We start from the raw sequence: 13,075 nt of genomic DNA, 5'->3' as shown, positions 1-13,075 counted from the left end.
TCAGGTGACGGCGGGCACTCCCCTGGGGGGCGTCCGCGCTGGCTACAGCCTAGGGCGCACCCGTGAAGCCTCCAAGCATCACCCCGAGTGTGACGCACATCTCTTCGGGCTCAGGCGCCGAAGTCCCCGGCCCGGTACAGCTCGGTGCCGTGGTGAACCGTCTGCAGGCAGCGCGGCGCGTGGTCGGTGTCCAGGGCCGGAAGCAGGGGGGTCCGGGCCCGGGGGTCGGTGCTCCAGGCCTGGACCGTCGGATCGGCGGCCTGGACCATCAGCTCCTCAACCTCCCACACAGCGAACGACGCCGGGGTTCCCGGACCGAGCTGGCCCAGCATCGGGTTGGACGAGCCGGCGGCACGCCACCCGGCGCGGGTGGACGCGATGAACGCGGCACGCGCGGAGACGCGCTCGGACCGGTTGTGGTGCATTACCGCGGCCCGCACCGCCGACCAGGGGTCCAGGGGCGTGACGGGGCTGTCCGAACCGAAGGCCACCGGAACGCCGGCGGAGAGCAGCGACGCCGTGCGGTTCATGCCGGCGGCCCGATCAGCTCCCAGCCGCTGGCCGTAGAGGCCGTCCGGTGCGCCCCACAGGGCATCAAAGACCGGCTGCAGGCCTGCCGTAACGCCGAACCTGACCAGCTCGGCGATCGCGGCGTCGTCGGCCATCTCCACGTGCTCAAACCGGTGGTGCCGGGCCCGGACCGCCTCCTCCCCCTGCAGCTTCGCAGCGATCCGGAGCGCCTCGAGGGCGACGTCGAGGCCGCCGTCACCGATGACGTGGAAGCCGCCCTGCAGGCCTGCAGCGGTGGCCGCGGCCAGATGCGCGCCGGCCTCATCGGCGCTCAGGAAGAGGGTCCCGAGCTCGTTCGGGGCGTCGGCGTAGGGTGCTCGGAGGCGGGCGGTGCGCGCGCCGATGGAGCCGTCAATGTTCAGGTCCCCGGCGAGCCCGCGCAGCCTGCCCTCGAAGAGGGCGGCGACGTCGCGTGCCTCCTGCTCGGTGGCCACGGCCTGCCCCCAGTAGCCCAGGACCTGCGGAAGCGGAGCCTCACCAAGGCTGCCCTCCAGGCCAAGCAGCTGACGCAGGTCCTCGACCGTGCCGATATGCGGTGCGGCCATTTCCGCCACGGCGACGATACCCGCAGCGGCGGCGGCCCGCAGGGCCGCCTGCTGGTATGCGGCGCGCTCGGGAAGGCTGAACTCGCGGGCGGCCCGCCGGGCAGCGGTATGCGCGTCGCGGACGACGAAACCGTCCTCCCACCCGTCATGGCCGGCCAGGCCAAGGTCCGCCGCCAGGGCGCCGGAAACGACGGCGCAGTGCACGTCGGTCCGGGCCAGGTACACCCGGCGCCCGCCGGAGGCGGCATCCAGTTCCGCAGCGGAAGGCACGCGGCGCTCGGGCCACTCGGATTCGTCCCAGCCGTGGCCGAGGATGATCCCCGCCGGCTCCGCCGCCGCCGCGGCCGCCACGGCGTCGAGCAGTTCAGTCAGGCTGCGGACCGCGGAGAGGTCCAGGGAGGACAGGCCGATCCCGGTCTCGGTCAGGTGGACGTGGGAATCCACGAACCCCGGAGCGACAAGGGCGCCCTGCAGGTCCACCACCTGCATCTTGGAGTCGAGGATGGAAGTGGCCGCGTGTTCCGAACCCACCCAGGCGACGGTGTCGCCGTCGACCAGCATGGCCGTCGCGAGGGGGTCCGCGGTGCTGTAGACCGACCCGTTGCGGTACATGGTCAGGGCGCGGTCGGAGGAAGTACTGCCGTTCAAGGAGTCACCGTGGTCTTTCTGTGCAGGAAGGGCTGGGCTATTCGCCCACGTTGGAGTAAGCGACGACGCCGCGGCGCACCAGGGCGATGGCGTCCAGGCAGCGGCGGCGGAGGCCGGCGGGGAGGTCGGGAACCTTGGCGAGCTGGTCGAGGAGGTCGATGAGCTGCTTGGCCCAGCGGACGAAGTCGCCGGCGGCCAGCTCCGTGCCGTGCAGTGCCGCCTGCAGGTGCCGCCCGGAGGCCCACTTGTACATCGGCCAGACGAGTCCAAGCTCGGGTTCGGCGGTGACGCCGATCTTCTCGGATTCCTCGACGTCCGTCAGGTTCGACCACTGGCGGACGATGATGTCCATCGACTCCTCCAGGGCGGCGGTGGGCAGCCGCGGCCGCAGGCCGCGCTCGTCGCGCTTGGCCTGGTACACCAGCACGGTCGCCAGGGACGCCAGCTCCACGGCGCTGAGATCCTCGAATGCCCCGTCCTGCAGGGAGAGGGCGACCAGGAGGTCCTTCTCGCCGTAGATCCGCCGCAGCTTCTGGCCGTCGTCGGTGACCACGAGGCGGCCTTCGGCGTCCTCCGCGACGTAGCCGTAACGTTCGAGGACGCCGCTGACCCGGTCGAAGGTCCGGGCGATGGTGTTGGTCCTGCCCCGGATCTGGGCCACGAGGGCGTCGGTTTCGCGGCGCAGCTTCCACCACCGCTCCGCCCAGCGGGCATGGTTTTCGCGGTCGCTGCAGCCGTGGCACGGGTGCGCCCGCAGCTGGCGCCGCAGGTCGGCGATGGCCTGCTCCTGCCGCTCGGTGCCTTCGGCGTGCATCGCGTCGGTTCGCCGGCCTCCCGAACGGGGCGGCCGGTGGTCGTGGATCGCGTTGCGCATCGACGAGGCGAGGTCGCGGCGGTCCTTCGGCGTGCGGGCGTTGAACTGCTTCGGAATCCGGATATGCGAGACCACCTCCACCGGTCCGGCAAGGTCCTGCACGCTGAGCCGGCGGATCTGCTTCTCATCGGTGAGGATCGTGGGCCGCGGCTCGCGCGCACCCTGGTCCGGGCTGAGCACCACTGCGTGGCCGGCGAGCCGGCCGCCGGGAAGCTGGACCACGTCGCCCGGGCGCAGCGATTCCAGTGAGGCGGACATGGCGGACCGCTGGTTCCTGGCCCGGGTTTTGGACGCCTGGGACTCCAGGTCCGACAGGCGGCGGCGCAGCGCGGCGTACTCGGTGAAGTCGCCCAGATGGCAGGTCATCGACTTCTCGTATCCGGCCAGGGACTCCTCGCGTGAACGGACCTGGCGGGCCAGGCCCACCACGGACCGGTCGGCCTGGAACTGGGCGAAGGAGGACTCCAGGATCTCCCGTGCCCGCTCCTGCCCGAACTGGGCGATGAGGTTGATGCTCATGTTGTACGTCGGGCTGAAGCTGGAGTTCAGCGGATAGGTGCGGCGCGAGGCCAGCCCGGCCACCGCCGCCGGATCGGTGCCCGGCTGCCAGAGCACGACGGCATGGCCCTCGACGTCGATTCCGCGGCGTCCTGCCCGCCCGGTCAGCTGGGTGTACTCCCCCGCCGTGATGTCGACGTGCGCCTCGCCGTTGAACTTGTCCAGCTTCTCCAGCACGACGGTGCGGGCCGGCATGTTCACGCCCAGAGCAAGGGTTTCCGTGGCGAAGACGGCGCGGACCAGCCCGGCGGCGAACAGCTTCTCCACGACCTCCTTGAACGTCGGCAGCAGGCCGGCGTGATGGGCGGCGAATCCGCGGACCAGGCCTTCCCGCCAGGTCCAGAAGTCCAGCACCTCCAGGTCATCCTGCGGAATGTCGGCGGTCGCTGCGTCGACCACCGCGGCGATGGCGCTGCGTTCGGCTTCGGTGGTGAGCCAGAACCCGGAATCGATGCACTGCCGCACCGCGGCGTCGCAGCCGTTGCGGGAGAAGATGAAGGTGATGGCCGGCAGCAGGCCGTTACGGTCCAGCTGGGCGATCACCTGGGGGCGCGAGGCCCGCTGGGTGCGGGCGAGCGGGTTGCCGTGCCGGGGCGGTCCGGCCGGCTGGCGGCCGCCGCGTCCCCGGCCCCGCGGGCCGCTGCGGGGCCCGCCCCAGTGTCCGCGCTGGCTGGTGCGGGTCTCCGCCCGGGCCAGTTCAAGCAGCTCAGGATTCACGGAGTAGCGTTCCTGCACCCCGCCGGTGGTGTCGACGGCTTCGTCGAACGCGACATCGGAGGCGAACAGGTCGAAGATCTCCCGGCCCACCATCACGTGCTGCCACAGCGGCACGGGGCGGTGTTCGGAGACCACGACGTCGGTGTCGCCGCGGACTGTGTCCAGCCAGGCCCCGAACTCCTCGGCGTTGGAGACGGTGGCGCTGAGCGAAATGACCTGCACATCCTGGTGCAGGTGGATGATGACCTCTTCCCACACCGCGCCGCGGAACCGGTCGGCGAGGTAGTGGACCTCGTCCATGACGACGTAGCCCAGGGCGTCCAAGGTGGAGGAATTTGCGTACAGCATGTTGCGCAGCACTTCGGTGGTCATGACCACTACGTCGGCTTCGGGGTTGATGCTGGTGTCACCGGTGAGCAGGCCCACCCGGTCGGCGCCGTAGGAGGCGGCGAGCTCCGTGTACTTCTGGTTGCTCAGGGCCTTGATGGGGGTGGTGTAGAAGGCCTTGAGTCCCCGCTGCAGCGCCATGTAGACGGCGAACTCGCCCACCACGGTCTTGCCGGCGCCGGTGGGAGCCGCCACCAGGACGCCGCGGCCGGCCTCCACCGCGCGGCAGGCCTCGATCTGGAACGGGTCGAGGTCGAAACCCAGGGACTGCTCGAAGACCCCCAGCGGGCTCTTGGCGTGCTCGGCCCGTTGCTTGGCGGCCAGATACCGTTCCGAGGGAGAACTCATAGCTCCCAGCCTAGTCGGTGGCTCCGGGCGGGAAGACGCGTTCACTCAGGGCCGAGCGGTCAGAGCCCGTCGATGCTGCTGGCGGTGTCCGCCGAAGCGCCCACCTCCGCCTCCCGTGCGGCTTCCCGGCGCGCCCGACGGCGGTCGTTGAGCAGGCACAGGCCCAGCGCTATGCCGAACAGCGCCAACAGCGGGATGGCGAGGTAGAACATGCTCAGCGCGTCGGCGCCCGGGGCGGCCATTGCGGCGAAGAGGCAGATCACGAAGACGGTGATCCGCCAGCCTTTGAGGATGGTCCGCCCGGGCAGGATGCCGAGGAGGTTCAAGCCCACCATGATGACCGGCAGCAGGAAGGCGATGCCGAAGGCCAGCAGCAGCCGCAGCACGAACGCCAGGTAGACCGAGGCCGTGATGACGTTGGAGCCGCCTTCGGGGGTGAAGTCGGTCAGGACGCGGACGGCGTTCGGCAGCACCAGCCATGCCAGGGCCACTCCGCCGATGAACATCGGCACGGAGATGGCCATGAACACGAGCGCCACCCGGCGTTCCCTGCGCTTGAGTCCGGGCGTGATGAACGCCCACAGCTGATACAGCCAAACGGGGCTGGAGACGATCAGGCCGATGAAGACGGAGACCTGGACCATCAGGTCGAACGAGGTGGCGACGCCGTCGAAGTTGATGGTGGCAAGCCGGCCGTCCGAGTTCCCCACCTCCAGGACGGGGTCCGTCAGCGCTTCGAATACCGGAGTGTAGAGGAAGAACCCGCCGACGGTGCCGGCAATGACGGCCAGGGCCGCCTTGAAGAGCCGGTTGCGCAGTTCCTTCAGGTGCTCCTTGAGCGCCATCCGCCCTTCGGGGTTGGCCCTGCGCTTTTTGCTCAGCGCCACTTACTCAGGCGCCGGAGGAGGGACTGTTCGTACCGCCGGTGCTGCCGGGAGTGCCCGGGGCGCCCGGGCGGGGCGGCTGGCCTGCGGTTCCGGGGGCGCCGGCGTCGTTCGGAACGATGCGGCCCTCGACCGGCTCCTCGGCGGACGCCTTGGGCTTGTCATCATCCTTCATCTGCTTCACTTCGGACTTGAAGATGCGCAGGGACTGGCCGAGGCTGCGGGCCAGGCCCGGAAGCTTGGGTGCTCCGAAAAGCAGGATTGCGATCACGATGATGATGACGATGTGCCATCCTTCTAGCCTCATGCCGGGGTCCTTTCGTTTGGTGCAATTCTACGTCAGAGGTCCGGCAGGTCGCGCAGTGCGCGCGGCTGTCCGTTGGCCCGCCGCCGTTCGACGCGCCGGGCCCGGCGCGCCTCGCGCCGGGCTGCCTTGCCCGCCTCCCAGTGGGCGCGGGCTGCGGTCGGGTCCTGGAAAACGCCCGGCAGGGGCTGCGGATGCAGCGGCAGCTCGGCTGAGCCGAAGCCGCCTTCGGGCACGAGCTGGTCCGCGGACTGCCGGGCCTGGCGCATCAGTGCCATGAAGGACTTCACAAGCCGCCACCCCACGAAGACGTAGAAAAGCAGCGCCGTCGCCGCGAGGGCAACCCACAGCAGGATCCAGAACCACCAAGGCATGCCTCCAGCATAGAGGAGCGGACGGCGAAGGCGCCTACCCGGCGTCGGCGGCGGCGCGGAGCCAGGCCAGCGTCGCCTCCCGCACCTCCGCCGGCCCGGCGACGGTGACCTCCCCGGCGAAGCGCGCGGCGAAGCCCGGCACCCAGGCCGTGTCACCGGTCGCGATCCGGGCGGCAGTGCGCCCGTCCGGCAGTTCCAGGGTCTCCTGGGCGCCGTAGGCGACCGCTATCCACGCCGCCGAGGGAGACAGGATGAGATCAACCACGACGTCGGCACCCGCCTCACCGGCTTCCGGAACGGCTGCGCCCGGCCCGGCGGTGTCGGTTCCGGTGATGCCGGACGCCGGGCCCTCGGTGCCTTCCCCTCCGGCGGGCTCGGCGTCGGACACGGAGGTAATGCGGTCCAGCCGGAAGCTGCGGCGGTCCTGGGCGCGGTGGCACCAGGCCTCCAGGTACCAGAGGTCGCCGAGGCTGTGCACGCGCAGCGGATCCACCACCCGCTCCGTGGCGCCCTCCCGGCCGGGGGTCCGGTAGCCCAGCAGCACGCTGCGGCCGGTCTCGGCGGCGGTACGCAGGCGCTCGAGCAGCTCCGGTGCGGACGGCGGTTCGGCAAGCCGGACCGACACCGAGGAGGCCGCTGCGACGGCCTCGCCGGCGGCGTCCTCGAGCTTGCGCAGCGCCGAGGCAACCGCGTCGGCGTCGGCCGCGCCGGGCAGCTCCCGGAGCGCGTGCAGCCCGACGGTCAAGGCGGCCGCCTCGTCGGCGGAAAGCCGCATCGGCTGCGAGAGGCTGTCGGCGTTGCCGATGTAGATCTGCCCGCTTTCGAAGTCCACGTCCATGAGCGCGGTCGGATAGAAGCGCGGTCCGCTGACGAAGAGCATCGACAGGTCCTTGGCCAGCTGCTCCTCCGAGACGCCGAAGCGGGCGGCCGTCTCGGCTACGGCGGCGCCCTGGTTGCGCAGCACATACGGCACCAGGTCCAGCAGCCGGGCCAGATGCGCCTGCGCCGTGTCCTGCGGAACGCGCCGGGAGGCTCCGAAGCGCAGCGCCGGCGGTTCGGCGGCATGGGCCTGCAGCGTGCGGGTCAGCGCCCGGCGCACCAGCGCGGCGAGCTCCGGAGGGCTGACCACCCTCGCGTCGGTGCCCAGGGCGGCCACTTCAGCCGCCAGGGCCTCGATGTCGCCGGTGCGGACGGTGAGCCGCTCCCATCCGCCGCTGCCCTCGACGGCGGCCGCCGCCGCAGGCAGCCGGAGCGCGGCTCCGCGCCCCGGCCGGGCCTCGAGCACCGCGGTGACCGGTTCCACGGCGTCATCCAGCCCGGCCAGCGACGCGTCGATGCTGAAGCCGGCCGGAACCTCGTACGGGGCACCCGGCAGCAGGCGGACCGGCGTCGTCATGCGGGAGAGCCGGAAGAAGCGCTCGGCCTGCCGGTCCAGGTCGAAGCCGACGAGGTACCAGCGGCCGAAGCGGCTGCCCATTCCCCACGGCTGGACCCGGCGCTCGGTCTCTTCCGCCCAGCCGGCGGCGCGGTAGCCGAACGCTACCGCCCGCCGGGTGGTGACGGCCCGCCACAGGTCCGGGAACTGCGGCTCGTCGGTGCGCAGGGCGGGACGGAACGCGTCGGAGGAGACGGCCTCGGGCGCCGCTCCCCCGTCGTGCAGCCGGCGCAGCGCGCGGGAGGCAGGGCCGCCCAGGGCCGCCCGCTCCCACAGCCTTGCAGCAAGCGACAGGGCGGCGGACTCGGCGGCGGTGAAGCGCACCTCCGGCAGGCGGTAGGCGGAGCTGCTGATGCGGTAACGGACCGTCTCCGCCTCGGCCCCGGGCTCTTCGACTGCTTCCACCGGGATACCTTCCTCCCGGAGGAAGGCCTTGTCCCGGTCGAACAGCTTCTCGCATGCCTGGGGCGTGCTCGCGAGCCGGTACGCGTCAACCTCCTCGAAGAGTTCTTGCTTCGTGAAGCCACGCTCGGAGGACATCAGGACCAGGACCAGGGTGAGCAGGCGCTCGGTTCGTTTCGCGGACACGACGCCTAATCTACCGGGCGCACGGCTGCGGACGCGGCCTCCGCCGCGGACGCCGTCACTGCGGACAACGCAGCGGCGCCCGTCCCCGGGTGGGGACGGGCGCCGTCGGCGGGAATGCGGAGGCTGCTAGCGGACGCCGAGCAGGTCGACCACGAAGATCAGGGACTCGCCCGGAGCGACGGCCGAGCCGGCGCCGCGGTCGCCGTACGCCAGGTGCGCCGGAATTTCCAGCCGGCGGCGTCCGCCGACCTTCATGCCGAGCAGGCCCTGGTCCCAGCCCTGAATGACCTGGCCGACGCCGACCCGGAAGTCCAGCGGCGTGCCGCGGTTCCAGGAGGCGTCGAACTCCTCGCCGGTGGAGAAGGCCACGCCCACGTAGTGGGTGGAGACGGTGTCGCCGGGCTTCGCCTCACGGCCGTCGCCGACGATGATGTCCTCGATCACCAGCTCGCTGGGCGCCCCGTGCTCGGGGAAGTCGATTTCGGGCTTCTGGCGGTCGTATTCACGCTTGCCGAAGGACATGGTGCTCCTTAAGGGGATGAAATGTGTCGAAACCCAACGCTACTTGACTTCCTTCAGGTCCACGACAAAGGCCAGCGGGCCGGAGACGCCGCCCGACGCCGGATCGCCGTAGGCCAGCTCGGCGGGGATGACCAGCAGCACCTTCGCGCCGGCCTTCTGGCCGCTCAGGCCGTAGGTCCACCCGGAGATGACCTGGTTGAGGCCGAACTCGGAAGGCTCGCCGCGCTCGTAGCTGGAGTCGAAGGTTTCGCCGTCGGCCAGGCCCACGCCGAGGTAGTCGGCGCTCACGGTGCTGGAGGTGTTGACCTCGGCGCCGTCGCCCTCCTCAAGCACCTTGACGATGAGCTTCTCGGGATCGACCACGTTCTCCGGAAGTTCGACGGCGGGAACGCCGTCCTCGCCGAACGTGACGGTGGGCAGCCGGCCCTCCTCCTCGAGCTTGTTCACCTCGTCATCGGACATGCGCAGATCGCCTGCGGAGTCCCGCTCGGCGGCCTCCTCCGGGCTGAGCGGGGTCACGACGTTCTCGCTGCGCAGGACGTTGATCAGCATGATGGTGACGGGCTGCTCTTCCTGTCCCTCGGTCAGCTGCTGCTGGGCCTCCGGGTAGGCGTAGGCGATCTGGGAGCCCACCTTGGCGCCGAGCAGCACGTCGTAGAGGACCGGATCCTGTTCCTTCAGCTGGTCGTTGACCGGCAGGGCGGTCGCTTCCTGGGCATAGGTGTCACCCACGGAGGTGCCGTCCTCGGAGTTGAGGGCAACGAACTTGAAGCTGACGCTCTGGCCTTCGGCGACCTCGTCGCCGTCGCCTTCGTAGACCACCTTGGCTGCGGTCTCGGTGATGTCCAGCGGGCTGTCGAAGGTCACTTCGGGAGCTTCCTCGGCATTCTCGACGCGGACCTCCATGGAGTCAAAGACGCCTTCCTGCCCGGCGGCCTTGCCGTGGGAGCCGACGTCGGAGCCGCCGCAGGCGGTCAGCAGCAACAGGAGCGGCAGGAAGATTGCCAGTACTTTTCGCACAGTGCTTCTTTCGGGGTGGTGGATACGCGGGCGCAGTGCCGGCCGCGGCCAGGCACCAGGGACCACCCTAACGCCTCCGCCTGAACGCCGCCTCGGAAAAGCCGGCCGCCGGCGGGGACGGCTGCCGTGGCGGCTGAGCCGCTACAGGGCTGCCAGCAGAGCGTCCACCCGTTCATCGACGGAAACGAAGGGGTCCTTGCACAGGACCGTCTGCTGGGCGCGGTCGTTGAGCTTCAGGTGCACCCAGTCCACCGTGAAGTCGCGGTTGGCGGCCTTGGCCCGGCGGACGAAGTCGCCGCGCAGCCGGGCCCGGGTGGTCTGCGGAGGAGTGTCGACAGCCTCCTTGATGTCGCTGTCCTCGACCACCCGCGCGGTTTCGCCCCGGGACTGCAGGAGGAAGAACAGGCCGCGGGAGCGGGAGATGTCGTGGTAGGTCAGATCCAGCTGGGCCAGCCGTGCGCTGGTCAGGTCCAGGCCGTGCCGGTCCCGGTAACGGTCCACCAGTTTCTTCTTGATGGCCCAGTCGATCTCGGTGTCGATGGTGCTGTGGTCTCCGCTTTCCACCGCGTCGAGGGTCCGCTCCCACAGGTCGAGGATCCGCTCCACATGCCGGGTGTGCGCCCCGTTGACGGCCACGAAGTCCTTCAGCCGGGCCAGGTAGAGGCGCTGGAGGTCCAGCGCGGTCACCGTGGAGCCGTTGGCGAGCTTCAGCGGGTGCCGGCCGGTCAGGTCGTGCGAGATTTCCCGGATGCTCCGGATCGGGTTCTCCAGCCGCAGGTCCCGCATGACGACCCCGGCCTCGATCATGCGCAGCATCAGGTCCACGGAGCCGGCCTTGAGCAGGGTCGTCGTCTCGGACATGTTGGAGTCCCCGGCGATCACATGCAGGCGGCGGTAGTGCTCGGCGTCGGCGTGCGGTTCGTCGCGGGTGTTGATGATGGGCCGGGACCGCGTCGTCGCGGACGAGACGCCTTCCCAGATGTGGTCGGCCCGCTGGGAGAACGCGAACAGCGCACCGGACTGGGTCTTGAGTACCTTGCCGGCGCCCACCAGCAGCTGGCGGGTGACCAGGAAGGGAATCAGGATGTCCGCCAGCCGGGAGAATTCCAGCCGCCGCGGAATCAGGTAGTTCTCATGGCTGCCGTAGGAGTTTCCCGCGGAGTCCGTGTTGTTCTTGAAGAGGTAGACGCTGCCGTTGAAGCCTTCCGCCCGAAGGCGCTCCTCCGCCTCGAGGACCAGGTCATCGAGGATCAGCTCCCCGGCGCGGTCATGGGCCACCAGCTGCGCCATGTCGTCGCACTCCGCCGTTGCGTACTCGGGGTGGGAACCGACGTCGAGGTAGAGCCGGGAGCCGTTGGTCAGGAAGACGTTCGAGGACCTGCCCCAGCTGACGACCTTCCGGAACAGGTAGCGGGCCACTTCCTCGGGGGAAAGCGGGCGCGAATCGGGGCCGGAGTAGGCGATGCCGAATTCAGTTTCAAGGCCGAAGATCCTGCGGTCCACTATTCTCCTTCCGCGCCGGACAGCAAACGGTCCAGCTCAACCGTGGTGATTCTGCGGAACGCCCGGGCGGAGCCGCGCAGGGCGGCCGGATCCCGGTCAAGCACGGCCACTTCAAGCAGCCCGGCACCCAGCGGGTCCGGCCGGGCCGACTCCCCGCCGTTGCCCCGGCGGGTCGCGGACAGGGCCTCGACGGCGGTGCGGATGGCGGCGGGGAAGTCCGCGTCCTGGGTCCAGGTCCGGGCCAGGACTTCGTTGACGACGTCGGCCTGCCCGCCCATGACGACGTAGTTGGTTTCATCGGCGATGGAGCCGTCGAAGGTCAGCCGGTACAGATGGTCGCCGTAGGGGTCGGTGCCGACCTCCGCCACCGCGAGCTCCACCTCGAACGGCTTGCCCTCGGTGGTGAACACGGAGCCCAGGCTCTGGGCGTAGACACTGGCCAGCCCGCGGGCCGAGACATCCTCCCGGGCATACGAGTACCCGCGGACGTCCGCGAACCGGATCCCGGCCTGCCGCAGCGATTCGAACTCGTTGTACTTGCCGACCGCCGCGAAGCCGATGCGGTCATAGATCTCGCTGAGCTTGTGCAGCGACGGCGAGGGATTCTCGGCGACGAGCGCGATTCCGTCCCGGCAGGTGAGGACCACGACCGAGCGGCCGCGGGCAATTCCCTTCCGGGCGAAGTCCGCCCGGTCCTTCATCAGCTGCTCGGGCGAGACGTAGAACTGCTGCGTCATGGCTCAGGCCTCCGATCCTGCAGCGGACCGGCGGGAGAGCATCTGCTCCACCAGGGTGCGCAGCTCGTGCTCGCGGACCTGCCGGGCCCCGGCGCGCGTGACGACGTAGACCACGGGCCACAGCTGGCGGACCAGGTCCGGGCCCCCGGTGGCCGAGTCGTCGTCCGCCGCGTCATACAGCGCCTCCACCGCGATCTGCACCGCCTCGTCCTCCTCGAGGCCGGGATGCCAGAGCTTCTTGAGCGCTCCCCTGGCGAAGGCGGAGCCGGACCCCACGCTGTGGTGCTCATACTCTTCGTAGCGCCCGCCCGTAATGTCGTACGAGAAGAGCCGGCCCTTGTTCCGCAGCGTGTCGTATCCCGCCAGGAGCGGGACGACGGCCAGGCCCTGCAGGGCGAGCGGGAGGTTCTGCCGCACCATGGCCGCGAGCCGGTTGGACTTCGCGTCCAGGCTCATCGGGGTGCCTTCGATCTTGTCGTAGTGTTCCAGCTCGACCTGGAAGAGCCGGATCATGTCGAGCGCCAGCCCGGCCGTGCCGGCAATGCCGAGCACGGAGTAGCTGTCGGCGGGATAGACCTTCCGGATGTGGCGGCTGGCGATGAGGTTTCCGGAGGTGGCCCGCCGGTCGCCGGCCATCACCACTCCCCCGGTGAACGTGAGCGAAACGATGGTCGTGGCCTGCGGCGAGGCCGCACCGGCTCCGCCCGGTGCCGGGCCCAGGGACCGCGCGGAGGGCAGCAGCTCCGGATGGTGCCGCCCCAGGTGGTCGCTGAAGGATGACGTTGCGGCCGCGCTCAGTGCCGCCGCGGGGTCCCTGTCCGGCATCCGCTACTGCCCGCCCTTCTGGATGAATCCCCGGACGAACTCCTCGGCGTTGCTTTCCAGCACACCGTCGATTTCGTCCAGCAGATCGTCGATGCCTTCGGTCTGTGCGCTTCCGGCGTCCTGCTCGGACGCCGCCGGCGGTGTCTGGTCCTCAAGCTCCTCGTCCTGCGGACGCGAGCCGGTGTTCCTGCGGTCCTGGGTTGCCATGATGCCTTCCCTTTCCCCGACCCGTCCCG

General features: G+C 70.3%; 12 protein-coding genes. All 12 read right to left on the bottom strand.

The annotated features are described in order from the left end of the window. Positions 1-110: 110 nt before the first annotated feature. A complete protein-coding gene (locus AC5RV6_RS09365) occupies positions 111-1,727 on the bottom strand; it encodes an amidohydrolase (RefSeq protein ID WP_494007390.1) in 1,617 nt (538 codons plus the stop codon). Positions 1,728-1,800: 73 nt separating this feature from the next. After that, positions 1,801-4,647 (bottom strand): DEAD/DEAH box helicase, encoded by a 2,847-nt coding sequence (locus AC5RV6_RS09360; protein ID WP_494007033.1) that lies wholly within the window; start codon positions 4,645-4,647, stop codon positions 1,801-1,803. 59 nt (positions 4,648-4,706) lie between these two features. After that, the gene (tatC, locus tag AC5RV6_RS09355; RefSeq protein WP_494007389.1) at positions 4,707-5,492 is read right to left on the bottom strand and encodes a twin-arginine translocase subunit TatC; all 786 of its coding nucleotides are present in this window, start codon (positions 5,490-5,492) and stop codon (positions 4,707-4,709) included. Between the two features lie 46 nt (positions 5,493-5,538). Further along, positions 5,539-5,838 (bottom strand): Sec-independent protein translocase subunit TatA, encoded by a 300-nt coding sequence (gene tatA, locus AC5RV6_RS09350; protein WP_494007032.1) that lies wholly within the window; start codon positions 5,836-5,838, stop codon positions 5,539-5,541. A gap of 32 nt (positions 5,839-5,870) precedes the next feature. Continuing rightward, entirely contained in the window at positions 5,871-6,209 is a 339-nt protein-coding gene (locus tag AC5RV6_RS09345) for a hypothetical protein (protein WP_494007031.1), read from the bottom strand. Between the two features lie 34 nt (positions 6,210-6,243). After that, on the bottom strand, positions 6,244-8,232 hold the full coding sequence (locus AC5RV6_RS09340; protein ID WP_494007030.1) for a helix-turn-helix transcriptional regulator: 1,989 nt from the start codon (positions 8,230-8,232) through the stop codon (positions 6,244-6,246). Between the two features lie 126 nt (positions 8,233-8,358). Next, the gene (locus tag AC5RV6_RS09335) at positions 8,359-8,754 is read right to left on the bottom strand and encodes an FKBP-type peptidyl-prolyl cis-trans isomerase (protein WP_494007029.1); all 396 of its coding nucleotides are present in this window, start codon (positions 8,752-8,754) and stop codon (positions 8,359-8,361) included. A gap of 39 nt (positions 8,755-8,793) precedes the next feature. Next, a complete protein-coding gene (locus AC5RV6_RS09330) occupies positions 8,794-9,774 on the bottom strand; it encodes an FKBP-type peptidyl-prolyl cis-trans isomerase (RefSeq protein WP_494007028.1) in 981 nt (326 codons plus the stop codon). Positions 9,775-9,915: 141 nt separating this feature from the next. Continuing rightward, complete coding sequence (gene pafA / locus AC5RV6_RS09325; RefSeq protein ID WP_494007027.1) at positions 9,916-11,277, bottom strand: Pup--protein ligase; 1,362 nt, start codon at positions 11,275-11,277, stop codon at positions 9,916-9,918. Continuing rightward, a complete protein-coding gene (prcA, locus tag AC5RV6_RS09320; RefSeq protein WP_494007026.1) occupies positions 11,277-12,014 on the bottom strand; it encodes a proteasome subunit alpha in 738 nt (245 codons plus the stop codon). The genes pafA and prcA overlap by 1 nt, the downstream gene beginning before the upstream one ends. A gap of 3 nt (positions 12,015-12,017) precedes the next feature. After that, complete coding sequence (gene prcB, locus AC5RV6_RS09315) at positions 12,018-12,839, bottom strand: proteasome subunit beta (protein WP_494007025.1); 822 nt, start codon at positions 12,837-12,839, stop codon at positions 12,018-12,020. A gap of 3 nt (positions 12,840-12,842) precedes the next feature. Then, the gene (locus tag AC5RV6_RS09310; RefSeq protein ID WP_494007024.1) at positions 12,843-13,046 is read right to left on the bottom strand and encodes a ubiquitin-like protein Pup; all 204 of its coding nucleotides are present in this window, start codon (positions 13,044-13,046) and stop codon (positions 12,843-12,845) included. Positions 13,047-13,075 lie beyond the last annotated feature (29 nt).

The sequence above is a fragment of the Arthrobacter saudimassiliensis genome (assembly GCF_059090665.1).
Note: the sequence above shows the minus strand (reverse complement) of the source record. Positions and strands in the feature narration are given on the sequence as shown.

Coding starts and splice junctions, on each gene's coding strand:
- AC5RV6_RS09345 (WP_494007031.1), bottom strand. CDS start 6,209: ATGCCTTGGTGGTTCTGGATCCTGCTGTGGGTTGCCCTCGCGGCGACG.
- AC5RV6_RS09360 (WP_494007033.1), bottom strand. CDS start 4,647: ATGAGTTCTCCCTCGGAACGGTATCTGGCCGCCAAGCAACGGGCCGAG.
- tatA (WP_494007032.1), bottom strand. CDS start 5,838: ATGAGGCTAGAAGGATGGCACATCGTCATCATCATCGTGATCGCAATC.
- tatC (WP_494007389.1), bottom strand. CDS start 5,492: ATGGCGCTCAAGGAGCACCTGAAGGAACTGCGCAACCGGCTCTTCAAG.
- AC5RV6_RS09310 (WP_494007024.1), bottom strand. CDS start 13,046: ATGGCAACCCAGGACCGCAGGAACACCGGCTCGCGTCCGCAGGACGAG.
- AC5RV6_RS09365 (WP_494007390.1), bottom strand. CDS start 1,727: ATGTACCGCAACGGGTCGGTCTACAGCACCGCGGACCCCCTCGCGACG.
- AC5RV6_RS09335 (WP_494007029.1), bottom strand. CDS start 8,754: ATGTCCTTCGGCAAGCGTGAATACGACCGCCAGAAGCCCGAAATCGAC.
- prcB (WP_494007025.1), bottom strand. CDS start 12,839: ATGCCGGACAGGGACCCCGCGGCGGCACTGAGCGCGGCCGCAACGTCA.
- prcA (WP_494007026.1), bottom strand. CDS start 12,014: ATGACGCAGCAGTTCTACGTCTCGCCCGAGCAGCTGATGAAGGACCGG.